This window comes from Halomonas urumqiensis (assembly GCF_003028575.1).
Classification (GTDB): domain Bacteria; phylum Pseudomonadota; class Gammaproteobacteria; order Pseudomonadales; family Halomonadaceae; genus Halomonas; species Halomonas urumqiensis.
Genome location: NZ_PYUD01000006.1, coordinates 98,148 through 122,262 on the forward strand (window position 1 = coordinate 98,148; position 24,115 = coordinate 122,262).

General features: G+C 63.8%; 19 protein-coding genes. 18 read left to right on the plus strand and 1 reads right to left on the minus strand.

Annotated features, from left to right (window positions below; genetic code table 11):
• Nucleotides 1-229: 229 nt before the first annotated feature.
• From tsf to tilS, 17 genes are all read left to right on the plus strand, one after another.
• Nucleotides 230-1,099, plus strand: a complete 870-nt coding sequence (tsf, locus tag C6V82_RS14565; RefSeq protein ID WP_102588018.1) for a translation elongation factor Ts — start codon at nucleotides 230-232, stop codon at nucleotides 1,097-1,099.
• 112 nt (nucleotides 1,100-1,211) lie between these two features.
• Nucleotides 1,212-2,024 carry a UMP kinase gene (pyrH, locus tag C6V82_RS14570; RefSeq protein ID WP_229843216.1) on the plus strand — a complete coding sequence of 271 codons (813 nt, stop codon included), beginning with the start codon at nucleotides 1,212-1,214 and terminating at the stop codon, nucleotides 2,022-2,024.
• Nucleotides 2,025-2,028: 4 nt separating this feature from the next.
• Complete coding sequence (gene frr / locus C6V82_RS14575; protein WP_102588017.1) at nucleotides 2,029-2,586, plus strand: ribosome recycling factor; 558 nt, start codon at nucleotides 2,029-2,031, stop codon at nucleotides 2,584-2,586.
• Nucleotides 2,587-2,743: 157 nt separating this feature from the next.
• Nucleotides 2,744-3,532, plus strand: coding sequence for a polyprenyl diphosphate synthase (gene uppS, locus C6V82_RS14580; RefSeq protein WP_102588016.1), 789 nt, complete (start codon nucleotides 2,744-2,746; stop codon nucleotides 3,530-3,532).
• Nucleotides 3,525-4,325 carry a phosphatidate cytidylyltransferase gene (locus C6V82_RS14585; protein ID WP_102588015.1) on the plus strand — a complete coding sequence of 267 codons (801 nt, stop codon included), beginning with the start codon at nucleotides 3,525-3,527 and terminating at the stop codon, nucleotides 4,323-4,325. The genes uppS and C6V82_RS14585 overlap by 8 nt, the downstream gene beginning before the upstream one ends.
• A gap of 1 nt (nucleotide 4,326) precedes the next feature.
• A complete protein-coding gene (gene ispC, locus C6V82_RS14590; protein ID WP_229843215.1) occupies nucleotides 4,327-5,532 on the plus strand; it encodes a 1-deoxy-D-xylulose-5-phosphate reductoisomerase in 1,206 nt (401 codons plus the stop codon).
• Nucleotides 5,533-5,655: 123 nt separating this feature from the next.
• Nucleotides 5,656-7,014, plus strand: a complete 1,359-nt coding sequence (gene rseP, locus C6V82_RS14595) for an RIP metalloprotease RseP (protein ID WP_102588014.1) — start codon at nucleotides 5,656-5,658, stop codon at nucleotides 7,012-7,014.
• A 147-nt stretch (nucleotides 7,015-7,161) separates the two neighbouring features.
• Nucleotides 7,162-9,501 carry an outer membrane protein assembly factor BamA gene (gene bamA, locus C6V82_RS14600; protein WP_229843214.1) on the plus strand — a complete coding sequence of 780 codons (2,340 nt, stop codon included), beginning with the start codon at nucleotides 7,162-7,164 and terminating at the stop codon, nucleotides 9,499-9,501.
• 67 nt (nucleotides 9,502-9,568) lie between these two features.
• Nucleotides 9,569-10,075, plus strand: a complete 507-nt coding sequence (locus tag C6V82_RS14605; protein ID WP_102588013.1) for an OmpH family outer membrane protein — start codon at nucleotides 9,569-9,571, stop codon at nucleotides 10,073-10,075.
• A gap of 93 nt (nucleotides 10,076-10,168) precedes the next feature.
• Complete coding sequence (lpxD, locus tag C6V82_RS14610; protein WP_102588012.1) at nucleotides 10,169-11,218, plus strand: UDP-3-O-(3-hydroxymyristoyl)glucosamine N-acyltransferase; 1,050 nt, start codon at nucleotides 10,169-10,171, stop codon at nucleotides 11,216-11,218.
• Nucleotides 11,219-11,366: 148 nt separating this feature from the next.
• The gene (fabZ, locus tag C6V82_RS14615; protein WP_102588011.1) at nucleotides 11,367-11,810 is read left to right on the plus strand and encodes a 3-hydroxyacyl-ACP dehydratase FabZ; all 444 of its coding nucleotides are present in this window, start codon (nucleotides 11,367-11,369) and stop codon (nucleotides 11,808-11,810) included.
• Nucleotides 11,807-12,574 carry an acyl-ACP--UDP-N-acetylglucosamine O-acyltransferase gene (gene lpxA / locus C6V82_RS14620; RefSeq protein ID WP_102588010.1) on the plus strand — a complete coding sequence of 256 codons (768 nt, stop codon included), beginning with the start codon at nucleotides 11,807-11,809 and terminating at the stop codon, nucleotides 12,572-12,574. Before fabZ ends, lpxA begins: the two co-directional genes overlap by 4 nt.
• Nucleotides 12,575-12,600: 26 nt before the next feature.
• Entirely contained in the window at nucleotides 12,601-13,815 is a 1,215-nt protein-coding gene (lpxB, locus tag C6V82_RS14625) for a lipid-A-disaccharide synthase (RefSeq protein ID WP_102588009.1), read from the plus strand.
• Nucleotides 13,812-14,423, plus strand: coding sequence for a ribonuclease HII (gene rnhB, locus C6V82_RS14630; protein WP_102588008.1), 612 nt, complete (start codon nucleotides 13,812-13,814; stop codon nucleotides 14,421-14,423). The genes lpxB and rnhB overlap by 4 nt, the downstream gene beginning before the upstream one ends.
• A 188-nt stretch (nucleotides 14,424-14,611) precedes the next feature.
• Complete coding sequence (dnaE, locus tag C6V82_RS14635) at nucleotides 14,612-18,112, plus strand: DNA polymerase III subunit alpha (RefSeq protein ID WP_102588007.1); 3,501 nt, start codon at nucleotides 14,612-14,614, stop codon at nucleotides 18,110-18,112.
• 117 nt (nucleotides 18,113-18,229) lie between these two features.
• A complete protein-coding gene (accA, locus tag C6V82_RS14640) occupies nucleotides 18,230-19,183 on the plus strand; it encodes an acetyl-CoA carboxylase carboxyl transferase subunit alpha (RefSeq protein ID WP_102588006.1) in 954 nt (317 codons plus the stop codon).
• A gap of 103 nt (nucleotides 19,184-19,286) precedes the next feature.
• The gene (gene tilS, locus C6V82_RS14645; RefSeq protein WP_102588005.1) at nucleotides 19,287-20,642 is read left to right on the plus strand and encodes a tRNA lysidine(34) synthetase TilS; all 1,356 of its coding nucleotides are present in this window, start codon (nucleotides 19,287-19,289) and stop codon (nucleotides 20,640-20,642) included.
• Nucleotide 20,643: 1 nt separating this feature from the next.
• Here the strand turns inward: tilS and ppx are convergent, their stop codons facing one another.
• A complete protein-coding gene (ppx, locus tag C6V82_RS14650; protein ID WP_102588004.1) occupies nucleotides 20,644-22,200 on the minus strand; it encodes an exopolyphosphatase in 1,557 nt (518 codons plus the stop codon).
• 456 nt (nucleotides 22,201-22,656) lie between these two features.
• Between ppx and rho the strand changes: the two genes are divergently transcribed.
• Nucleotides 22,657-23,916: a transcription termination factor Rho gene (gene rho, locus C6V82_RS14655; protein WP_102588003.1), complete on the plus strand. Its 1,260-nt coding sequence runs from the start codon at nucleotides 22,657-22,659 to the stop codon at nucleotides 23,914-23,916.
• Nucleotides 23,917-24,115: the final 199 nt, after the last annotated feature.

The window sequence follows — 24,115 nt, forward strand, 5'->3', positions numbered from 1 at the left end:
GGCCCAGCCAGCCCAAAGGCACTGGCTCAAGGGTGGCCGGACAGACCAGAGGGGGCCGCGGCCCCCTTTTTGTACCGCATGGATTTGCAAGACACAGGTTTGCAAGACACAGGTTTGCAAGACACGGGTTGGCAAAGCATCGATTTGCCTAGCATGCGTTACCCAGAATTCGCCGGAGTCGGCAGTGCGATTCCGGTTCCACTTCACGAGTCATTCAGAGGTGAACCCCATGGCAGCTATCAGCGCCTCCCAGGTCAAGGAACTTCGCGAGCGTACCGGGCTCGGCATGATGGAGTGCAAGAAGGCCCTCACCGAGGCCGGCGGTGACATCGACGTCGCCATCGAGAATCTGCGCAAGAGCTCTGGCCTCAAGGCCGCCAAGAAGGCGGGTCGTACCGCCGCCGAAGGTACCGTGGTCACCCGCGTTGCCGATGACGGCAGCTACGGTGTGATGGTCGAGATCAACTCCGAGACTGACTTCGTCTCGCGCGACGACAACTTCAAGGAATTCGCCACGCGTATCGGTGATGCCTTCTTCGCCGCCAAGAGCGAAGATGTCGCCGCCGTGATGGCCGGCGACCTGGAAACCGCCCGCGAGCAGCTGGTGCAGAAGATCGGCGAGAATATCGGCGTGCGTCGCAGCGTTGTGGTCGAGGCCGGCGAAGGCGGCGTGGTGGGCGAATACGTCCATGGCGGCCGCATCGGTGTGCTGACCGTGCTGAAGGGCGGCAACGCCGAGGTCGCCAAGGATGTCGCCATGCACGTGGCCGCCATCAATCCGGCCGTGGCGCGTCCCGAGGACATGCCCCAGGAGCAGCTGGATGAGGAAAAAGCGATTATCCTCGCCCAGCCCGACATGGCCGGCAAGCCCGAGAACATCGCCGAGAAGATGGTTCAGGGTCGCTTGAAGAAGTATCTGGCCGAGAACAGCCTGACCGAGCAGCCGTTCGTCAAGGACCCGAACCAGTCCGTGGCGGAGTTCGTCAAGGCCGCTGGTGGCGAGGTGTTGGCCTTCACGCGTTTCGAAGTCGGCGAGGGCATCGAGAAGGAAGAAGTCGATTTCGCCAAGGAAGTGATGGAACAGGCCAAGCGTAGCTGAGGTCACAGGTTCCAGATTGAACGATGGCGTGCGCGCAAGCGCACGCCTTCGCGTATCCGGCCGGTGCATTCGGCCGAGGTTGTGCCCTACTGCCGATCCCAGGAGAGACGCCATGCCCACATCCGACCATGCCGACCAGTCGCTTTCTCGAGGCGCCGACGACGAGCGTCCGCGTTCGGAGAAATCGCGCATCGAGAAGCCGCGCGCCGACAAGTCGAAGTACAAGCGTATCCTGCTGAAGCTCTCCGGCGAGGCGTTGACCGGGGATGCCGACTTCGGCATCGACCCCAAGGTGCTGGATCGCATGGCGCTGGAAATCGGTCAACTGGTCGGTATTGGTGTCCAGGTCGGTATCGTGGTCGGTGGTGGCAACCTGTTTCGTGGCGCGGCGCTGCATGAAGCGGGAATGGACCGGGTCACCGGTGATCACATGGGCATGCTGGCCACGGTGATGAACGCCCTGGCCATGCGCGATGCCCTGGAGCGTTCCAATATCCGTTCGCGGGTGATGTCGGCGATCCCCATGAGCGGCGTGGTGGAACACTACGACCGCCGTACCGCGATCCGCTACCTCACCTCCGGTGACGTGGTATTGTTCTCGGCCGGAACTGGCAATCCGTTCTTCACCACCGATTCGGCGGCTTGCCTGCGCGGTATCGAGATCGATGCCGACGTGGTGGTAAAGGCCACCAAGGTGGATGGGGTCTACGACAAGGATCCGGTCAAGCATAGCGATGCGGTCAAGTATACCCAGCTGAGCTACGACGACGCCCTCGACCAGAAGCTCGGGGTCATGGATTTGACCGCCATCTGCCTGGTGCGTGACCATGACATGCCGGTTCGCGTCTTCAACATGAACAAGCCGGGCGCCCTGCTCAACCTGGTGGTTGGCGGCGAGGAAGGCACGCTGATAGATAGAGGTTGACATCGTGATCAATGACATCAAGAAGGATGCGGAATCCCGCATGAAGAAGAGCCTCGAGGCCCTTCATGGCAACTTGAACAAGATTCGTACAGGGCGTGCCCACTCCAGCATTCTCGACTCGGTGACTGTGGATTACTACGGCTCCCAGGTGCCGCTCAACCAGGTGGCCAACATCAACACCGAAGATGCGCGCACGCTGTCGGTGGTGCCTTGGGAACAGAGCATGGTGCCGAAGATCGAGAAGGCCATCATGACCTCCGATCTCGGTCTGAACCCATCGACCGCCGGCAACAACATCCGTGTGCCGATGCCGATGCTCACCGAGGAGACGCGCAAGGGCTACATCAAGCAGGCGCGTGGCGAGGCGGAGAATGCTCGTGTAGCGGTTCGCAACGTGCGCCGTGATGCCAACGGTGACATCAAGGCGCTGCTCAAGGAGAAGGAGATCACCGAGGACGAGCAGCATCAGGCCGAGGAGGCGATACAGAAGTTGACAGACCAGATCATCGCCGAAATCGACAAGACACTGGAATCCAAGGAACATGATCTGATGCAGGTCTGAGGACCATGCTCCTGGCACCATTCGCCTAGAACCATGCTCCTGGAATCATGCTCCAAGAATCATGCTTTGACGAACATGTTCCGAGGAAGGTGGACTGCCGCGCCGCGGGATGGCGGCGTGGCAACTTCCCTGTTACATCCTGCCCACGCGAGACACCATGACGTCACCGCAGCCTTCCGACGCGCACTCCTCAGGCAGTGACTTCGCTTCGCCTGGCGGCCCGCTGCCACGCCACGTGGCCATCATCATGGATGGCAACAATCGCTGGGCGAAGGCGCGCGGCCTGTCAGGCGTGCGTGGCCATCATGCCGGCGTCGAGGCGGTGCGTGCGACGATACGCCGGGCTGCCCAGCGTGGCATCGAGACACTCACCTTGTTCGCCTTCTCGAGCGAGAACTGGAAGCGTCCCAAGGCCGAGGTCAGTGCGCTGATGGAGCTGTTTCTGCTGGCGCTGAAACGTGAGGTCGGCAAGCTGCATGAGAATGGCATCCGGCTCTCGGTGATCGGCGATCGCACGGCCTTCTCGTCATCGATCCAGAAGCATATCGAGCGTGCCGAGGCCAAGACCCAAGGCAACCGCCGGCTGCATCTGGTGATCGCCGCCAACTATGGTGGCCATTGGGATATCACCTGCGCCGCCAGACGGCTCGCGGAGCGTGTCGCGGCGGGTCAGCTCGATCCGCAATCAATCGATGAGCAGCGGCTGGAAAGCGAGCTTTGCCTGTCCGGTGATGCACCGGTGGATTTGTGCATCCGCACCAGCGGCGAGCAGCGTATCTCCAACTTCCTGCTCTGGCAGATGGCCTATGCCGAACTCTACTTCACGCCGCTGCTGTGGCCAGACTTCGATGGTGACGCCCTGGACCTTGCGCTGACGGATTTCCAGCGGCGCCAGCGGCGTTTCGGAATGACCGACGAACAGATCGAGGCGCAGCAAGGTGCTTAGACAACGCATTATCACCGCAGCCTGGCTGGCGCCCTTGATGCTGGCTGGCCTGTTTGGCCTTTCGGGTGGCGCCTTTGTGCTGTTCACGGCACTGGTCGTGCTGCTTGCCGGCTGGGAGTGGACCAATCTGGCGGGTGTCGAGGACCGCGATAATCGCATTCTGCTGGTCGGCGCCCTGGCACTGCTGATGGCGGTGATCTGGGCAATGGGTGCGTCACAGGCCTCCTGGCCGCTATGGCTGGCCGCCATCGGTTGGTTGGCCAATCTCTACTGGGTCGTGCACTACCCCGAGAAAGTCCATCAGTGGCAGTCTACCCGCCATCGCCTGGCCATGGGACTGTGGGTGCTGGTGCCCACCTGGGTTGGCTTCAATCTGCTGCGCGACACCGGCGCAGTGTGGCTGTTGTACGTGTTGCTGCTGGTATGGTGTGCCGATATCGGTGCCTATTTCGCCGGCCGCGCCTTCGGCAAGCGCAAGCTCGCGCCACGAGTCAGCCCTGGCAAGAGCTGGGAAGGCGTGGTCGGCGGCATGCTGGCTACCACGCTTCTGGCGTTGCTGTTCGCCACTTGGCAGGAACTCGGGTTCGGGGGAGGCGTGGTGCTGGTCATGGCCACGTGGCTGGTGTCCCTGGTCTCGGTGCTTGGCGACCTTCTGGAAAGCATGCTCAAGCGCTTGCGTGGTATCAAGGACTCCAGTCAGTTGCTGCCAGGTCATGGAGGCGTATTGGATCGCATCGACAGCCTGACCGCGGCCGTGCCGCTGTTCGCACTGCTTTCCCTCGGGGTGCTGTGAGATGATGACCCCAAGCGATACGCCAGCACCTCGCTGCCAGGCCGTCACGGTGCTGGGTGCCACCGGCTCCATCGGCACCAGCACCCTGGACGTGATCGCCCGCCACCCCGAACGCTATCGCCTCCATGCCTTGACCGCCCACGGCTCGCGTGAGGCGCTTCTTGCCTTGTGCCGCCTCCATCGCCCGGCGGTGGCGGTGCTGGAGGGCGAGGCGGATGCGGCCTGGTTGCGAGAGCGTCTTGGTGAGGCGCGTATTGACACCGAGGTGGCGAGCGGACCGCAGGCCCTCGTCGAGGTGGCCGAGGCAAGCGAGGTTGACGTGGTGATGTCGGCTATCGTCGGCGCAGCGGGGCTTCTTCCTACACTGGCGGCGGTGCGCGCCGGAAAGCGCGTGTTGCTGGCCAACAAGGAAGCCTTGGTGATGTCCGGGGCGTTGTTCATGGACGCCGTCAGCCGCCATGGCGCCACCCTGTTGCCGATCGATTCCGAACATAATGCCATTTACCAATGTCTACCTGTTGAGCATCGCGGGGGACTTGCGTGCCATGGGGTCACGCAACTGCTGTTGACCGCCTCCGGTGGCCCGTTTCGAGGGTGGAGCGCAGAGGCGCTTTCCAGCGCAACGCCGAACCAGGCTTGCGCCCATCCCAATTGGTCGATGGGTCGCAAGATCTCGGTGGATAGTGCCACCCTGATGAACAAGGGGCTCGAGCTGATCGAAGCCTGTTGGTTGTTCGATGCCCGCCCGGAGCAGATTCAGGTGGTGGTGCACCCTCAGAGCGTGATTCACTCGATGGTCGCCTACAGCGACGGTTCGGTGATCGCCCAGCTCGGCAACCCCGACATGCGCACGCCGATCGCTTATGGCCTGGCCTGGCCGCAGCGGATCGAGGCCGGCGTCGCGGCGCTGGACCTGTTCGAGGTGGCGCGACTGGACTTCGAGCCTGCCGACGAGGCCGCGTTTCCCTGCCTGCGACTGGCGCGTGAGGCGATGTCGGACGGCGGTACGGCGCCGGCGGTGTTGAATGCCGCCAATGAGGTGGCGGTCGAGGCGTTTCTCGAGGGTCGCCTGGGCTTCACCGGCATCGCTGAGCTTGTCGCACGGGTACGTGATGCGCGGTCCGTACAGCCCGCCAGCGACCTGGCAACGGTGCTCGAGGCCGACGCTCTCGCGCGCCGGGAAGCCAACAGGTGGCTCGACCGCTGAGCGTTTGCGGCCCTGATTCGACGCCCTGGTTTTTGACGCACTGGTTTTTGACGCACTGGTTTTTGACACACTGGTTTGACGCACGTATTGGATGGAATTAACGAATAGCGAGAGGAGACTGCCTTGGGCCTGATCCAGAATGTGCTGGCCGTGATCGTGGTGCTGGGCCTGCTGATTACCTTCCACGAGTTTGGCCACTTCTGGGTGGCACGCCGTTGTGGTGTCAAGGTGCTGCGTTTTTCGGTGGGTTTTGGCAAGCCGATCTGGTCACGAGTCGATCGTCATGGCACGGAGTTTGCCGTGGCAGCCATTCCTCTGGGTGGCTACGTCAAGATGCTCGATGAGCGTGAGGCACCGGTTGCCGACGACCAGCTGGAGCAGGCCTTCAACCGCAAGAGCGTGTGGGCCCGCATCGCGATCGTCGCTGCTGGCCCCATCGCCAATTTCCTGCTCGCCATCGTGGCCTACTGGGCGTTGTTCGTGGCTGGCACCACGACCGTGGCACCGGTGATCGGGAGCATCGCCCCGGATTCCCCTGCCGAACGGGGTGGGCTCGTCGCGGGTCAGGAGATCACCGCCGTCCAGGGTGACGCAGTACGCTCGTGGGACGAGATCAACCTCAAGCTGGTGGCCGATATCGGGGTGAGTGGCGAGATCGTGGTGGATGCGCGTGACGATGCCAGCCGCAGCCCGCAGGCGTACCGGCTGCCGGTCAACGACTGGCTGGTGCGTCAGGATCCTCCGCAGCCCTTGCCGAGCCTGGGCGTCACTCCCTGGCAACCGGACATTCCAGCGGTGCTGGGCCAGGTGATGGAAGGCGAGGCGGCAGCCGCCGCGGGACTCGAAGCCGGCGACGAGGTGCTCTCGGTGGATGGCACGTCGGTCGAGGACTGGCGGCATTTCGTCGATATCGTGCGGGCAAGCCCCGGCGAGGCACTGACTCTCGAGGTGCGTCGCGATGACCGAACCGAGTCGATCGAGATCACTCCCGGGCGCAACGAGCTGGAAGAGGGTGTTGTGATTGGCTACATCGGTGCCGGGGTTGCATCGGTGAGCTGGCCCGAGGAGTATCGTCGAGAGATTCGTTACGGGCCGGTAGAGGCGGTCGGGCAGGCCATAACGCGCACCGGCGAGATGACGGTGTTGACCCTGGACGCCATCCGCAAGATGCTGGTCGGACTGATCTCGCCGAGCAATCTTTCCGGGCCCATTACCATTGCCCGTATCTCGGGAGACTCGGCACGCGCGGGTCTCGAGAGTTTCATCAGCTTCCTGGCGTATCTCTCGATAAGCCTCGGGGTGCTGAACCTGTTGCCGATCCCGGTGCTCGATGGCGGCCATCTGCTCTACTATTTCATGGAGGTAGTACGCGGCCGACCGGTATCTGAGCGAGCGCAGGCCATGGGGCTGCGCGTGGGTATTGCGATGGTGGGTACGTTGATGGTGATGGCGATCTATTTCGACCTGATGCGACTCTGGTAAAACGGTTTCGGGGAGCGTCGGTTGGCGCTTCCAGCGTGGGCGGCACAGGGAGGTGGAGCCCGTCTCCAACCTTGTCAGTCACCCGCACAAATGTATAAGGTGCCTGTCTGAACAGGTTTGGCAGATCAACGCGAGCGAATCGACTGCATGAAAATCAAGACCATCGGACTGGCGGCGCTGCTGCTCGCCGGGGCCAGCGCGGCCCAGGCTCAATCCTTCGACGTTTCCGACATCCGGGTAGAGGGACTGCAGCGAGTCTCTGCCGCCTCGGTGTTCAACGCCTTTCCTGTCAGTGCCCGTGATCGGGTCGACGACCGCGAGCTGGCCGAGGCGACCCGAGAGCTCTTCGCTACCGGCCTGTTCGAGGATATCCAGCTCGCCCGTGAGGGCGACGTGCTGATCATCCAGGTCGTCGAGCGGCCGACCATCTCGCGACTGACGATCTCCGGCAACGAGCAGATCGGCGATGACGAACTGCGTGCCGGCCTGCGCGAGGCAGGGCTTTCCGAGGGTCAGGTGCTGCAGCTGTCCACCCTGGAGGAGATCCAGCGCGAGCTTGAAGGTGTCTATCAAGGCCAGGGGCGCTACAGCGCCACCATCGATACCAACGTCCGCGAGATCGACGAAGGCCGCGTGCAGGTCGACATCGAGATCAATGAAGGGGCGGTGGCGCGTATTCGCCAGATCAACATCGTCGGCAATCAGGCCTTCGATGATGAGACCCTGCTCGATGTCTTCGAGCTGGAGGATCGCCCCGGGCGGATCTTCGGCTGGTTCTCGAGTGACGAGTATTCACGCGAGGCGCTCTCGGGTGATCTCGAGCGGCTGCGCTCCTATTACCTCGACCGCGGCTATGTGAACTTCAATGTCGACTCCACGCAGGTGTCGATCAGCCCCGACAAGTCCGAGATCTACATCACCGTGAACGTCAACGAGGGTAGCCAGTATCGACTGGGCGACATTCGTTTCGACGGTGACCTGAAGATTGGTGAAAACCAGGCGCGAAACCTGCTCGAGGTGCAGCCAGGCGAGATATTCTCGCGTAGCGATGTCACCGCCTCGTCGGAAGCGTTGCGCTCGCGTCTGGGTGCCGAAGGCTTCGCCTTCGCCAATGTGGATGGCGTGCCTGAACTCGCCGCCGATGGCGAAACCGTGGACCTGACCTTCCGTGTCGACCCGGGTCGTCGTGCGTATGTCCGCCGTATCGAGTTCGTCGGCAATACCACGACGCAGGATGAGGTGTTGCGCCGCGAGATGATTCAGCTCGAGGGCGCGCCGGCCTCCACCGATTCGATCAGCCAGTCGCGCCAGCGTCTGGAACGTCTCGGCTTCTTCCGCGAGGTTCAGGTCGAAACACGCCCGGTGCCGGGTGAGGAAGACAAGCTCGATGTCACCTACACCGTCGAGGAGCAGCCGTCCGGCTCAGTGTCGGCCAGTGTCGGCTTCTCGCAGAGCGCTGGTGTGATCTACGGCGTTGGCCTGTCGCAGAACAACTTCCTGGGTACCGGCAACCGCGTCAACGTCGGCGCCCAGCGCAGCGATACCTTTACCAGTATCAACTTTGGCTTCACCGACCCCTACTGGACCCTCGACGGCATTTCGCGTGGCTACAACCTGTTCTACCGCGAGACCGACTACGAAGACTCCGATATCTCCACCTACTCTACCGACGCTTATGGGGCGGGTATCAACTTCGGCTACCCGATCAACGAACTGACTCGTCTCAACTTCGGCGCTTCGCTCGAGGACCTGACGGTCAAGACCTACAGCGATACCGCCCAGGAGATTCGTCAGTACGTGGACGACCAGGGAGCGAGTGCACAGAGTGCCAAGCTCACCGCCAGCTGGACGCGCAACAATCTCAACCGCGGCATCATGCCCACCGCGGGCAACTACCAGCGCCTGTCGCTGGAGACCGCGGTGCCGGGTAGCGATGCCGAGTACTACAAGGTGCGTGCCCAGGCTCGGCAGTTGTTCCCGCTCAATGATGACGAGGAGTGGGCGCTGAAGTTCAGTGGCGAGGTGGGCTATGCCGACAGCATCGGCAACGACCCCTATCCGTTTTACGAGAATTTCTATGCGGGTGGCCTCGGCTCGGTGCGCGGTTTCACCTCCAACACGCTCGGCCAGCGTACTACGCCGCCCCCGAACGGTGGGCGTGACCGTACGCTGGGCGGCAACGTGCTGGTGCAGGGCAGTGCCGAGGTACTGTTTCCGTTGCCATTCGTCGAGGATCAGCGCTCGTTGCAGACATCGCTGTTCCTGGATGCCGGCAACACCTTCCTGACCGACTGCTACGCCACCCAGTCAGGCACCTCCAACTGCAGCTCCGGCGTCGATTTCGGTGATCTGCGCTATAGCGCGGGTATCGGGCTCTCCTGGCTGACGCCGGTCGGGCCGCTGACCTTCAGCATCGCCGAGCCGCTCAACGACAAGAGCACCGACGACACCCAGTTCTTCCAGTTCTCGCTCGGCCAGTCGTTCTAAGTACCGGCATCATCCTGTTTTTCATTCGGCCACCACAAACGGGTGGCCCGTCAAGGAGTAAGACACCATGCGTAGACTCACTTTCCTGGCAAGCCTGCTGCTTCTGGCGTCCCTCGCCATGCCGGCACTGGCGGATGACGTGGCGATGCTGGATTGGCGCCGTGCGCTGATGGAAACCGATGCCGCGCAGCGTTCCCTCGGCGAGCTGGAAGGTCGCATCGGTAGCCAGCAGCAGCAGGCCCAGGCGCTTGGCGAGGAACTCCAGCAGATGCAGCAGCGGCTGCAGGAGCAGGGCGAGCAGATGGCCCAGGCCGACCGAGAGGCGGCAATTCGCGAGTTCCAGCAGAAGGGCGCTCAGTTCGAGCAACTGCGCGGCCAGATCCTGCAGGCCCAGCAGCAGGCCGAACAGCAGTTCTTCGAGCAGGCCGAGCCGCGTCTCGAGCAGGCCGTGGAGCAGGTGGTCGCTCGCCATAGCGTCCAGGTGCTGGTGGAACCTCAGGGTGTGCTGCATAGCGAAAGTGACCTGCAGGACCTGACCGCAGAAGTCACCCAGATCCTCAATACCCTGCTCTGACCCGCGGTCCATGACGCCGGCGGCTTGTCTGTTGAGCGCCGGCCCCACCCAGGATTCGCCGGCCTGCGCCAGGCTCAACCGGACGCGCTGCAGATGACACGACCCGCTCCCAAGACCTTTACGCTGGGCGAGATCGCCAATCAGCTCGACGCGAGGTTGGTGGGCGACGCTGACCTGGTGGTGCGGGGGCTTGCCACGCTCAAGGATGCCGGGTCGGGCCAGGTCGCTTTCCTCGCCAACCGTGCCTATCTCAAGGATCTGCCGGGTACCGCTGCCAGTGCCGTGCTGTTGCATCCGCAACACGGCGAGGCCTGCCCGGTCAGTCGCCTGGAACTCGACAATCCCTACCTTGGCTATGCGGCATTGTCGCGGCTGTTCGATCCATTGGCCAGGCGTGATCCAGCCGGCGTGCACCCCAGTGCCAGTGTCGATCCCAGCGCAGTGCTCGGCAAGCGCGTCGAGGTAGGCCCCCAGGCCGTCATCGAGGCGGGCGTTACCCTGGGTGACGACGTGGTGATCGGGCCCGGCAGCGTGGTGGGAGCGGACAGCCAGATCGGCAGCGGGTCGCGGCTTTATGCCAACGTCACCGTGTACCATGGTGTGGTGATCGGGCAGCGGGCCATCCTGCATAGTGGCTGCGTGATCGGGGCGGACGGCTTCGGCTTTGCCCACGATGGGAGTCGTTGGCAGAAGATCGCCCAGCTGGGTGGTGTGGTGCTGGGAGACGACGTCGAGGTTGGTAGTTGTTCCAGTATCGACCGGGGTGCGCTCGGCGATACCCTGATCGGCGACGATGTGAAGATCGATAGCCAGGTGCAGATCGCCCACAACGTGCAGATCGGAGACCACAGTGCGCTTGCCGGGTGCGTGGGGATCGCCGGTTCGACCCGGGTGGGTCGTCATTGCATGCTGGGGGGTGGCGTTGGCCTGTCGGGCCACCTGACGATCTGCGATGGCGTGCAGGTCACCGGCATGAGCCTGGTGACCAATTCGATCCATGAGCCTGGCGTTTATTCCTCTGGCACCGGGGCCATGAAGAATGCCCAGTGGCGCAAGAATGCGGTGCGTTTCAAGCAACTCGATGAACTCGCCAAGCGCCTGAGTCGACTCGAGAAACAGCGGCTCGACTCGCCAGGACCATAGCCAGGCAAGGGGATGTCCGCCGCCAAGGCAAGGCGCTGACTTTGTGCCCCCTGTCAGGGGCGTTATAATCCACTGCCTGCCCACGGCCGCCGCCGCCGGCTCGTGCCCGCTTCGATGCGGGCATTTCGTCATTTCAGAGGTTGTTTCGATGGTAATGGACATCAACGAGATTCGTGATTATCTGCCCCACCGGTATCCCTTTTTGCTGGTGGATAGGGTAACGGAGATTACCCTTGGCGAATCCATCGTCGCCTACAAGAATGTCAGCATCAACGAGCCGTTCTTCAATGGCCACTTTCCGCACCACCCGATCATGCCCGGCGTGCTGGTGATCGAGGCGCTGGCCCAGGTGTGTGGCATCCTGGGGTTCAAGACAGTCAACAAGCTGCCGGCCGATGGGTATGTCTATTACCTGGTGGGCAGCGACAACGTACGCTTCAAGCGCCCGGTGATGCCCGGCGATCGGTTGCAACTGCGCGCCGACGTGATCCGTGAGAAGCGCGGCATCTGGAAGTTCGCCTGTCGGGCAACAGTGGATGGTGAGCTTGCCTGCGAGGCCGAAATCATCTGTGCCGAGAGGAAGGTCGCTTGATTCATCCCACCGCCCTGATCGATTCCACGGCTCGCCTGGCCGACGATGTCGAGGTCGGGCCTTTCACGGTGATCGGCCCGGATGTCGAGATCGGCCCCGGTAGCTGGATCGGTCCCCATGTGGTGATCAATGGGCCCACCGTGCTGGGTGCGCGTACGCGTATCTTCCAGTTCGCCTCGGTGGGTGAGGCGTGCCAGGACAAGAAGTATGCCGGTGAACCGACCCGACTGGTCATGGGTGACGACAACGTGATCCGCGAAGGTGTGACGCTGCACCGCGGTACCGTTCAGGATCGTGGTGAAACCACCATCGGTTCGCGCAACCTGTTCATGGCCTATGTGCACGTCGGCCATGACTGCGTGATCGGTAACGACTGCATCCTGGCCAACCAGGTGACGCTTGCCGGGCACGTCAAGCTTGGCGATTTCGCCATCCTGGGCGGGCTCGCGGCCGTTCACCAGTTCTGCCACTTCGGTACCCACGCCATGGCGGGAGGCGGCTCGATCATCACCAAGGATACCCCCGCCTATGTAATGATCAACGGGAATCCCGCCCAGGCTCATGGCCTCAACCTGGTGGGACTCAAGCGTCGCGGCTTCTCGAAGGAAGCGCTCAAGGCGCTGAGTGAGTCCTACAAATTGGTCTATCGGCAGGGCCTGACCGTGGAACAGGCACTTGCCGAGATCCATTCCCGCTTCTCGCTGCCCGAAACCGAGACCTTCGCGGCCTCCATCGAGGTATCGGCACGCGGGATTACCCGCTGAACCCGATGGCCGAGGCGAAACACGCGATGTCCGTCAGGCGAGTCTATGTGGTGGCCGGTGAACTGTCGGGCGACATCCTGGGCGCCGGCTTGATGCGTGCCCTCAAGGCCCGCCATCCCGCTGTCGAGTTCCGTGGCATCGGTGGCCCGCGAATGCTGCGCGAGGGCATCGACAGCCGCTTTCCGCTGGAGACGCTGTCGGTAATGGGGCTGGTCGAGGTGATCAAGCACCTGCCCGAACTGATCCGGGTCAGGCGCGCGCTCAAGGCCGACGCGCTCGACTGGCAGCCGGACATCATGATCGGCATCGATGCCCCCGACTTCAATCTCGGCCTCGAGCGCCAGTTGCGTGATAAAGGCATGACCACCGCGCATTACGTCAGCCCCTCGGTATGGGCGTGGCGGCAGGGCCGGGTCAAGGGTATTGCCCGTTCGGTGGATGCCATGCTCACCTTCCTGCCCTTCGAGGCAGCGTTCTATGCCCGACATCGGGTGCCGGTGGCATTCGTCGGCCACCCGCTGGCCGATGAGCTGCCACTCACGAACGACCGTGACGGCATGCGCCAGGAGCTTGGCCTGCCGGGCACGAACGACCGCCAGGTGCTGGCCGTGCTGCCCGGTTCACGGGCTAACGAGATCCGCTTTCTTGGTCCCTCATTCCTCGATGCCGCCGAACGTCTGGTTCGGCAGCGCTCCTCTCTGCATATCGTCATACCGGCCGCCACGCCGGCACGTCGCAGTGAACTCGAGGCGCTGCTGGCCGAACGGCCGGCACTCGCCGAGCGGTTGACCCTGCTCGATGGTCAGGCGCGCGAGGCCATGGTGGCCAGTGACGTGGTACTTCTGGCCTCTGGCACCGCGGCGCTCGAAGCGATGCTGTGCCATCGACCGATGGTGGTGGCCTATCGCATGGCGCCCGCCACGCACTGGCTGGCCAAGCGGCTGGTCAAGACCGAGTGGATATCGCTGCCCAACCTGATTGCCCGCGAGGCGTTGGTGCCTGAGCTGATCCAGAACGATGCCAGCGCCGCGAGAATTGCCGACACGCTGGCTGCCATGTTCGACGACAGTGAGGGCAGGGCCGCACTGGAAGCGCGTTTCGCCGCGATGCACGCGGGCCTGCAGCGCGACGCCAGCCGACGTGCCTGTGATGCCATCGAGGCGCTTGTCGAGAAGCGGCCGTTGCCCGACAGTGTGTCGCCGGCCCACGCCGAGGCGGCCGCAGGGGGGCGGGCGCCATGAAGCCGAGGGAGCTTCCGCCCCTGGTGATCGACTACGCCGGCGAGCGGCTCGCCGGTGTCGATGAGGTCGGGCGTGGGCCATTGGTGGGCAGCGTGGTGGCGGCAGCGGTGATCCTCGATCCCTCGCGCCCCATCGAAGGGCTTGCCGACTCCAAGGCGCTGACCGCACGCCGACGAGAAGCGCTGGATCGGGAGATCCGCCACGCGGCGCAGGCCTTTGCCGTGGCGGAAGCCAGCGCCGATGAAATCGATGCTCTGAACATCTATCACGCCACCCATCTGGCCATGCGGCGGGCCATCGATGCCCTGCCGCTGGCCGCGGAATATCTGCTGGTGGACGGCAATCGGATGCCCGGGCATCATGTTCCCGGCCAGGCAGTGGTCAAGGGCGACGCCCGTCATCCGTCGATTGCCGCTGCCTCGATACTCGCCAAGGTGGCCCGTGATAATCAGATGGCGACACTCGATGCCCGCCATCCCGGCTACGGCTTCGCTCGCCACAAGGGGTATCCTACCCGCGAGCATCTGGCCGCCTTGCAACACCTGGGCCCTCTGCCCGAGCATCGTCGCTCCTTCGGCCCGGTGAAGCGTCAACTGGCGCTGAGCTAGGCCAGCTTTTAGTAGCGCCGGGTAGCGAGGAGTGTGGGGGGATAGGCCCTAGCGGGGGTCTTTTGCCATGGATGGCAAAAGTAGCTTACAGGGATGTATTTACAGCGCCCCCGCGTAGGCCTATCACCGCATTAGCTCCGAGCAATGTCACAAGTACCGATTATGCAACGACAACCCCCGAGCCCCTTATGACCACGCCGTTCGTACATCTTCGTGTCCACACCGAATACTCCCTGGTCGATGGCCTGGTGCGCCTCAAGCCGCTGGTCAAGGCGGCGGTGGCACAGGGTACGCCGGCATTGGCCGTCACCGACGAGGCCAACCTGTTCGGCCTGGTGAAGTTCTACAAGGGCGCCGAGGGCGCCGGCCTCAAGCCGATCATCGGCAGCGACCTGTGGCTGCGTAACCCCCATGACGAGGGTCACCCCTACCGCGTGACCTTGCTTGCCATGAATGGCGAGGGCTATCGCAACCTCACCGAGTTGATCTCGCGGGGCTGGATGGAAGGGCAGCACCAGGGTCGGGCGTTGCTGGAGCGCGACTGGGTGCTGGGGCAAAGTGACGGGCTGATCGCTCTCTCCGGCGGTCGCGATGGCGACATTGGCCGCCACCTGCTCAGTGATCATCCCGACCAGGCGCGGGCGCTGCTTGATGAATGGAATGCGGCGTTTCCCGGGCGTTTCTACCTGGAACTGATCCGCACCGGCCGGCCGATGGAAGAAGAGTGCGTTCACCTGAGTGTCGATCTCGCGGTGGCGAGCGGTACACCGGTGGTGGCCACCAACGATGTGCGCTTTCTCGAGCGTGACGATTTCTGGGCCCACGAGACGCGGGTGTCGATCGGCGAGGGCCGGGCGCTGGATGATTCGCGTCGCGAGCGCAAGTACAGCGAAGAGCAGTACCTCAAGAGCCCCGAAGAGATGGCCGAGCTGTTTGCCGATCTCCCCGAGGCCCTCGAAAACAGCCTGATGATCGCCGCGCGCTGCAGCGTCGATGTGCGCCTCGGCGAGATTTTCCTGCCCGAGTTCGAAATCCCCGAGGGGATGACCCAGGACGAGTTCTTCCGCAAGGTCTCCCACGACGGTCTCACCGAGCGTCTCGATTTCCTGTTCCCCGCCGAGCGCTATCCACGTGACGGCGCCGAGTACGCCGAGATCGATGCGCGCTATCGCAAGCGGCTGGATTTCGAGCTCGACATCATCATCCAGATGGGCTTCCCCGGCTATTTCCTGATCGTCATGGACTTCATTCAGTGGGCCAAGGACAACGACGTCCCGGTAGGGCCCGGGCGTGGCTCGGGTGCCGGCTCGCTGGTGGCCTATGCCCAGAAGATCACCGACCTCGACCCCATCGGCTATGACCTGCTGTTCGAGCGCTTCCTCAACCCCGAACGCGTCTCGATGCCCGATTTCGACGTCGACTTCTGCATGGAGAAGCGTGACCGGGTCATCGAATACGTGGCCGAGCGCTATGGTCGCAACGCCGTGTCGCAGATCGTCACCTTCGGCACCATGGCCGCCAAGGCGGTGGTGCGCGATGTGGCGCGTGCCCAGGGGCGCCCTTACTCGCTTGGCGACAAGCTCTCCAAGCTGATCCCCTTCGAGGTCGGCATGACCTTGGCCAAGGCCATCGAGGCCGAGCCCGCGCTCAAGGAGTTCGTCGAAGCCGACGAGGAGGCCCAGGAAATCTGGGAGATGGCGCTCAAGCTAGAAGGCATCACCCGCGGTACCGGCAAGCATGCCGGCGGCGTGGTCATCGCGCCGACCAAGCTCACTGATTTTTCGCCCCTGATCTGCGATGAAGACGGCAGTGGCCTGCGCGTTCAGTATGACAAGAACGACATCGAGGAAGCCGGGCTGGTCAAGTTCGACTTCCTCGGCCTGCGTACGCTGACGATCATCGACTGGGCGCTTGAGATGGTCGACAAGGTGCGCGGCGTGGAGGGCCAGGGGCCACTCGACATCAACAGCATTCCGCTCGACGACGCCCCGACCTTCGAGATGCTCAAGCGTGCCGAGACCACGGCGGTCTTCCAGCTCGAATCGCGAGGCATGAAGGAGCTGATCAAGCGCCTGCTGCCCGATTCGCTGGATGACATGATCGCCCTCGTCGCGCTGTTTCGCCCCGGCCCGCTGCAGTCAGGCATGGTCGACGACTTCATCAACCGCAAGCACGGGCGTGCCGAGATATCCTATCCGCACCCCGACTACCAGCATGAGCTGCTCAAGCCGGTGCTCGAGCCCACCTACGGCATCATCCTCTACCAGGAGCAGGTGATGCAGATTGCCCAGGTCATGGCGGGCTACTCGCTAGGCCAGGCCGACATGCTGCGCCGCGCCATGGGCAAGAAGAAGCCCGAGGAGATGGCCAAGCAGCGCGCGGGCTTCATGGAGGGTTGTGCGGCCAACGGCATCGACAAGGACCTGGCGGGAAACATCTTCGACCTGGTGGAAAAGTTCGCCGGCTACGGCTTCAACAAGTCGCACTCGGCCGCCTATGCGCTGGTCTCCTACCAGACCGCCTGGCTGAAGGCGCACTATCCCGGTCCGTTCATGGCGGCGGTGATGTCCACCGAGATGGACAACCTCGACAAGGTGGTGCCGCTGATCGAGGAGTGCCGCAACCTGGGGCTCACCGTGACGCCGCCCGACGTCAATGTCGGTGAGTACAAGTTCAGCGTCGATGACCAGGCGCGAGTGGTCTACGGCCTGGGCGCGATTCGCGGGGTGGGTGAGGGGCCCATCGGTGCCATCGTCGAGGCGCGTGAGGCCGACGGGGCGTTCAAGGATCTGTTCGACTTCTGCCGCCGGGTGGACCCGAAGCGCATGAACAAGCGCACCCTGGAGGCGCTGATTCGCTCCGGGGCCCTGGATACCCTGGGCCCGAACCGTGCGGTGCTCTCGGCGGCACTCGACGATGCACTGAAGGCCGCGGCCCAGACCCAGACCAACCAGAACCTGGGCATGATCGACATGTTCGGCGAGGCCTTCGCCGACGAGGTGGAAAGCGACGCCTATGCAAGCTACCGGAATGCGCGCGAATGGACCGACAAGGAGCGCCTGGCGGGCGAGAAGGACACCCTTGGGCTGTACCTGACCGGTCATCCGATCGATGAGTACGAGAAGGAGCTCGCGCGCTTCGTCTCCACCCGGATCAGTGATCTCAAGCCATCCCGCGAGCCACAGCGGGTAGCGGGCCTGGTGGTCGGCCTGCGGACCATGAAATCCAAGCGTGGTGATACCATGGCCTTCATCACCCTCGATGACCGCACCGGGCGCATCGAAGCCTCGCTGTTCGGCGAGGTCTTCGAGACGCTGCGTGGCGAGATCGAGGCCGACCAGGTGTTGATCGTCGAGGGCGAAGTGTCCAGCGACGACTATTCCGGTGGCCTGCGGCTGCGTGGCAAGGATGTCACGCCGATGGTCGCGGCGCGTACCCGCTATGGCCAGGCGGTGGAGCTTTCGCTGGATGCCAGTGCCGTCAATGGACGGCTGGTCGATAGCCTGCGCGATAGCCTGGCCCCGCACCGTGACAGTGACGGCCTGCCGGTGCGCCTGCGCTACAGCAATTCCGCCGCCACGGGGTGGCTGGAATTGGCCGACGAGTGGAAGGTGCGCCCCTGCGACGAGCTGCTGATCGGCCTGCGCGACGTGCAGGGGCAGGATGGCGTGCGCCTGAAGTATCGCTGAACCGGCGGCTCCCCGCTCTGCGGGACGCGTCTTGCGTGGGAATGTCAGGGTGCGATAATGCGCAACATTCGACGACTTTCACCGGTCTTTCCGCGGCCGACGAGACAAGGCTAGCCCATGAACCCGAACTATCTAGACTTCGAACAGCCCATCGCCGAGCTCCAGGCCAAGATCGAGGAGCTGCGATTGGTCGGTAACGACAGCCAGGTCAACCTCAATGACGAGATTGGCCGGCTGGAGGACAAGAGTCGCAAGCTGACCGAGTCGATCTTCAAGGACCTCACGCCCTGGCAGGTGTCGCAGCTTTCGCGCCATCCCCAGCGCCCCTACACCCTGGACTACCTCGAGCACGTCTTCACCGACTTCGATGAGCTGCACGGCGACCGACATTTCGCCGACGACGCGGCGATCGTCGGCGGGGTGGCGCGCCTCGACGACCGCCCGGTGATGGTGATCGGCCACCAGAAGGGCCGCGAGGTGAAGGACAAGGTGCGTCGCAATTTCGGCATGCCGCGCCCCGAAGGTTATCGCAAGGCCTGCCGGTTGATGGAGATGGCCGAGCGTTTTCGCATGCCGGTGCTGACCTTCATCGACACCCCGGGCGCCTATCCCGGTATCGATGCAGAGGAGCGTGGCCAGTCCGAGGCGATCGCCTACAACCTGGCCGTGATGTCGCGGCTCAAGACCCCGATCATCGCCACCGTGGTGGGTGAGGGCGGCTCCGGCGGAGCACTGGCCATCGGTGTCTGTGATGAGCTGGCGATGCTGCAGTACTCCACCTACTCGGTGATCTCGCCGGAAGGCTGCGCCTCCATCTTGTGGAAGAGCGCCGAGAAGGCCTCAGATGCCGCTCAGGCGATGGGCATCACGGCGAGTCGTCTCAAGGAGCTGGGGCTGGTCGATACGCTGATTCCCGAGCCGCTGGGTGGCGCCCATCGTCATCCGGTGGATACCTCCGCGCGCGTCAAGTCGGCACTGCTGGCAAGCCTCGAGCGGCTGGATGCCATGGACACCGATGAACTCCTGGCACGTCGCTATGAGCGTTTGATGAGCTACGGCGCGCCGATGTAAGGGGTGATGTAAGGGGGGCTTTCCCGCGCTGGGCCAACGCTGGCGGCGCCTGCTTGCCTGACCAGGTCTTCTCGTGGCCCCGCCGCCGGGCCGAGGATGAGCCATGTCCCTTCAGTCCATGATCGACAACGCCCTGGCAAAGACCTCGTCGGGGCGTGGTGTCTGGGTGGGCCTCTCGGGTGGGCTCGACTCCTCGCTGCTGCTCACGCTTGCCGCAACGGCCTGCCATCGTCATCCACGGCCCTTGCGCGCAGTGCATGTCCACCATGGGCTGCAAGTGGCCGCCGATGGGTTCGAGCGGCACTGCCGGCGGCTCTGCTCGCAGCTTGGCGTCCCGCTGACGGTCGAACGGGTGCATGTCGATCCACAGGCCGGCAAGGGGCTCGAAGGCGCTGCCCGCGACGCGCGTTATGCCGCTTTCGCCCGCTGCGTGCCAACCGGCGATACCCTGTGGCTGGCCCAGCATCGCGATGACCAGGCCGAAACCTGGTGGCTCGCCGCGCTGCGCGGTAGCGGCGTGCGGGGGCTTGGCGGCATGCCCGGCGAGCGCTTGTGGCATGGACGCACCCTGGTGCGTCCCCTGCTCGAGGCGTCAAGGGCCGAGCTCGAGGCGGAGGCCGCGCGGTTGTCGCTCGACTGGGTCGAGGATCCCAGCAATCGCGATGAGCGGCTCGATCGCAATTTCCTGCGTGGCAGTGTATTGCCACTGCTCGAGACCCGCTGGCCCAGGGCAAGCGCGGCACTGGCAAGAAGTGCCGAACTTGCCGGCGAGGCCGATGGCTTGCTTGCCGAGCTCGCCGAACTCGATCTGCAGCGTCTGGGTGAGGAGCCCAGCCGGTTGCCCATTGATGGACTAGCCACTCTGTCGGTTGCCCGCCAGCGTCTGTTGATACGCCATGCCTGCACTCGGTTGACCCTGCCCACCCCACCCGCCAGGCCCCTGAATGCGTTGCTTGAACAACTGACCGCGCGGGCGGATGCCGGCGTCAAGGTCGCATGGCCGGGTGGCGAGGCCCGCCGGTGGCACGGTTCGCTTTATCTGATGCCGCCAACCGAAACGCCTCCCGCTGGCTGGCAGATCCGCTGGGATGGCCGTTCGATGCTCGAGACCCCCTTGGGATCGATCGGCGTTCGGCTGACGCCCGAGTGCGCTGACGGCGCTGGTGACCACGCCTGCGTGCGGGGAGGCTGTCGAACAGGGTTTCGAGTGGCGCTTCGAGTGGCGTTTCGTCAGGGCGGTGAGCGCCTGCGTCTGGCCGGGCGCGGCGGGCGCGACCTCAAGCGGCTGATGCAGGAAGCCGGCGTTCCCCCCTGGCGACGGGCGTGGCTGCTGGTGGTCTGGCAGGCTGACGAGGTGGTGGCGGTGCTCGATCCCCAGGCCGGGCAATGGCTGCTGTGCGCCGAGGGATGGCGGGCCAGCGGCACCGACGATGATGCCCCCGCGCCACCGACCGAGTGATTCAGGTGGTCGTTTCGATATCCATTTCGAGGTTGAAACCGGCGGCCTTCTGGTAGGTGACCTCCTGCTCGAGGTCATTGATGAGGAGTGTCTGGTCGTCACCTGGCACTACGCCAAGGCGCAGGTCGTCGCCCTTGGCGAGGAGGCGGGGAGTGTCCGGTGGTTGCTCCGTGCGGGTGTGATTGAGCAGCACCGCCAGTCGCAGCAGACGGGCAAGCCGGGCATGGGACTCCTGTTCGGAGGTTGGCAGTGCCTGCCACTCCTTGAGGGGGAACTTGCGGCGGTGCGCGCGCACCAGGAAGGCCAGCAGGCGCTGTTCCGGGCGAGAGAACCCGGCCAGGTCGGAATATTCCAGCAAGTAGGCGCCGTGACGGTGGAACTGGCTGTGGGAAATTGCCAGGCCGATCTCGTGCAGACGGCTGGCCCAGCGCAGAAAGCGCGACTGGTCGTCATCCAGCCCCCAGGCAGAGCGCACCTGCTCGAACAAGTCCTCGGCGGTGGCGGCGACATTGCCGGCCTGGCGGTCATCCACGCCGTAACAGCGTTCGAGGCTTTCGACTGTCTTGAGCCGGGAGTCCTCGGGACTGTTGCGACCGACCATGTCATAGAGTACGCCTTCGCGAAGGGCGCCGTCGGCGTAACGCATGGTGGTGAGGTCGAAGGCCTCGAAGATCGCACAAAGGATGGCCACGCCAGCCGGAAAGACCCTGGCACGGTCTGACTTGAGGCCGTCCATGGCGACGCGGTCGAGCCGCTTGCACTTGATCAGCCGGGCACGCAGGTCATGCAATCCCTCGCGGGTCACCACGCCTTCCTGGGCGCCGCCATTGGCATGGATCACCGCGGCGGCGGCCTTGATAGTGCCGCTGGAGCCCACCGGGTCGTCCCAGCCCAGCTTCTGGTAGGGGCGACGAATATTGGCCAGCTCCGAAAGCGCGGCCAGTTCGAGCTTGCGAAAGCGCTTCTCGCTGAGCTCGCCATCGGAAAGGAAGCGATGGGTGAAGGTCACGCAGCCCATGCGCAGGCTTTCGAGTGCCAGTGGTTCGAAGCGCTCGCCAATGATGAACTCCGTGGAGCCCCCCCCGATGTCGACGATCAGGCGGCGGCCATTCTCGGCCAGGGCGTGGGCCGCCCCCAGATAGATCAGGCGCGCTTCCTCGCGGCCAGCGATGATCTCGATGCGTGCTCCCAGCAGCGCCTCGGCGCGTTCGATCAACGCCTGGCTGTTGGCGGCGTCGCGCAAGGCATTGGTGCCGACCACCCGCAGGTGGCCTGGCGTGATATCGCCAAGATAGGGGGCGAACCGAGCCAGACAATCCAGGGCGCGCTGCATGGTGGCTTCATCGAGCAGGCCATCTTCATTGAGCCCGGCGGCCAGCTGCACTTTCTCCCCCTGGCGTGCCACCACCTGCAGGCGTTCGTCCTGGTAGTTGGCTACCAGCAAGTGAAAGCTATTGGACCCGAGGTCGATGGCAGCCAGCCGGCGTGGTGCCTGGGCGGCCGGTGATGGTGCGCCGAAGGCGATGTAGTCGATGGCCGAGTCCTGTGGCGAAGTCATGGCGTGTCCTTTGAGTCTCCTGGGTGAAGGTTGCGGTGACCGTCGGGCGCTGTCAATCGTCATGCTTGGCGTCTGTGCAGGGCGGGGCTTGCGTTTGCGGCCGGCGTTGACTAGTATCGGGTCGTTCGCCTGTTCCGAATGCTTCCCGACCGTTTCACGGCGATCCCGTCTCGGTCAATTTCCAAGTCGTCAGACAGCCCACTGCTTCCAGCGGTTTTCCGGCCGATTGCCAGGCTCCGCTGGTCAGGCGAAAACGAACCTGCTCCCTCTACTCCCGATACGGCCCGGCGTCACCCTGTGTTTACTGCGGTCGCCTCCCCATGGCCATGGGATGTCATTATCACGAGTGGCAGCACGCCGGGCTCTGAACGCACCCCATGCGGCGTTTCCGTTTCGCCTCCCGTCATACGCGGCGCCTACACGCCCGGCTTCCACGAGCAATTTCTGAACAAACCGATGAATCTAACCGAACTCAAGCAAAAGCCCGTGCCGGACCTCCTGGAGACTGCCCGCGAGATGGGCATCGACAACCTGGCACGTTCCCGCAAGCAGGACATCATCTTCGCCATCCTCAAGAAGCACGCCAAGAGCGGCGAGGATATCTATGGTGATGGCGTGTTGGAGATCCTGCAGGACGGGTTCGGCTTCCTGCGCAGCGCCGATAGCTCCTATCTGGCCGGCCCCGACGATATCTACGTCTCTCCCTCGCAGATCCGCCGCTTCAATCTGCGCAAGGGCGATTCCATTTCCGGCAAGATCCGTCCGCCGAAGGAAGGGGAGCGCTATTTCGCGCTGCTCAAGGTCAGCCAGATCAACTTCGACCGGCCGGAAAACGCCAAGCACAAGATCCTGTTCGAGAACCTCACGCCGCTGTTCCCCCAGGAGCGGTTGCGCATGGAGATCGGCAACGGTTCCACCGAGGATCTCACCGCCCGCATCATCGACCTGGTCGCACCTATCGGCAAGGGCCAGCGGGGCCTGCTGGTATCGCCCCCGAAGGCGGGCAAGACGTTGATGCTGCAGAACATCGCCACATCGATCACCCGCAACAATCCCGAGTGCCACATGATCGTGCTGTTGATCGACGAGCGCCCGGAAGAGGTGACCGAGATGTCACGCACCGTGCGTGGCGAGGTGGTGGCGTCGACCTTTGACGAGCCGCCGGCGCGTCACGTTCAGGTCGCCGAGATGGTCATCGAGAAGGCCAAGCGCCTGGTCGAGCACAAGAAGGACGTGGTGATCCTGCTTGACTCCATCACCCGCCTGGCGCGTGCCTACAACACGGTGGTGCCGAGCTCCGGCAAGGTGCTGACCGGCGGTGTCGATGCCCACGCGCTCGAGAAGCCCAAGCGTTTCTTCGGTGCCGCGCGCAACATCGAGGAAGGCGGCAGCCTTACCATCATCGCCACCGCGCTGGTCGATACCGGCTCGAAGATGGACGAGGTGATCTTCGAGGAGTTCAAGGGCACCGGCAACATGGAAGCCCACCTGGACCGCAAGCTGGCCGAGCGCCGCGTCTACCCGGCGATCAACATTCGCCGCTCCGGCACACGGCGTGAGGACCTGCTGGCCTCCGAGGACGAGATGCAGCGCATGTGGATCCTGCGCAAGCTGCTCAATCCGATGGATGACACCGCCGCCACCGAGTTCCTGATCGATCGGCTCAAGGATACCAAGACGAATATCGAGTTCTTCGAGGCCATGAAACGACGTTGATTCTGGCCTGCTGCGCTTGACGATACGGCGTTGGAAAACATCTCAAGTTGCTCATTTACTAAAGTAAACTCCGCACTTTCGTTGTTTTCCGCCTTGTCTCGCCTTCGCTCGCTACGGCCAGCCTGCAACGTCTGCGCTTCCAAAGCTCCACCTGAGTGAGCGGCGCCGGGGACAGGCTGAAGCGGGGGTCTTTTGCCAG

What these genes read in the sequence shown, in the direction of transcription:
- C6V82_RS14605 (WP_102588013.1), top strand. Translation starts at nt 9,569, where the DNA reads ATGCGTAGACTCACTTTCCTGGCAAGCCTGCTGCTTCTGGCGTCCCTC.
- bamA (WP_229843214.1), top strand. Translation starts at nt 7,162, where the DNA reads ATGAAAATCAAGACCATCGGACTGGCGGCGCTGCTGCTCGCCGGGGCC.
- ppx (WP_102588004.1), bottom strand. Translation starts at nt 22,200, where the DNA reads ATGACTTCGCCACAGGACTCGGCCATCGACTACATCGCCTTCGGCGCA.
- tilS (WP_102588005.1), top strand. Translation starts at nt 19,287, where the DNA reads ATGTCCCTTCAGTCCATGATCGACAACGCCCTGGCAAAGACCTCGTCG.
- rho (WP_102588003.1), top strand. Translation starts at nt 22,657, where the DNA reads ATGAATCTAACCGAACTCAAGCAAAAGCCCGTGCCGGACCTCCTGGAG.
- fabZ (WP_102588011.1), top strand. Translation starts at nt 11,367, where the DNA reads ATGGTAATGGACATCAACGAGATTCGTGATTATCTGCCCCACCGGTAT.
- accA (WP_102588006.1), top strand. Translation starts at nt 18,230, where the DNA reads ATGAACCCGAACTATCTAGACTTCGAACAGCCCATCGCCGAGCTCCAG.
- rnhB (WP_102588008.1), top strand. Translation starts at nt 13,812, where the DNA reads ATGAAGCCGAGGGAGCTTCCGCCCCTGGTGATCGACTACGCCGGCGAG.
- uppS (WP_102588016.1), top strand. Translation starts at nt 2,744, where the DNA reads ATGACGTCACCGCAGCCTTCCGACGCGCACTCCTCAGGCAGTGACTTC.
- lpxB (WP_102588009.1), top strand. Translation starts at nt 12,601, where the DNA reads ATGTCCGTCAGGCGAGTCTATGTGGTGGCCGGTGAACTGTCGGGCGAC.
- dnaE (WP_102588007.1), top strand. Translation starts at nt 14,612, where the DNA reads ATGACCACGCCGTTCGTACATCTTCGTGTCCACACCGAATACTCCCTG.
- pyrH (WP_229843216.1), top strand. Translation starts at nt 1,212, where the DNA reads ATGCCCACATCCGACCATGCCGACCAGTCGCTTTCTCGAGGCGCCGAC.
- lpxD (WP_102588012.1), top strand. Translation starts at nt 10,169, where the DNA reads ATGACACGACCCGCTCCCAAGACCTTTACGCTGGGCGAGATCGCCAAT.
- tsf (WP_102588018.1), top strand. Translation starts at nt 230, where the DNA reads ATGGCAGCTATCAGCGCCTCCCAGGTCAAGGAACTTCGCGAGCGTACC.
- ispC (WP_229843215.1), top strand. Translation starts at nt 4,327, where the DNA reads ATGATGACCCCAAGCGATACGCCAGCACCTCGCTGCCAGGCCGTCACG.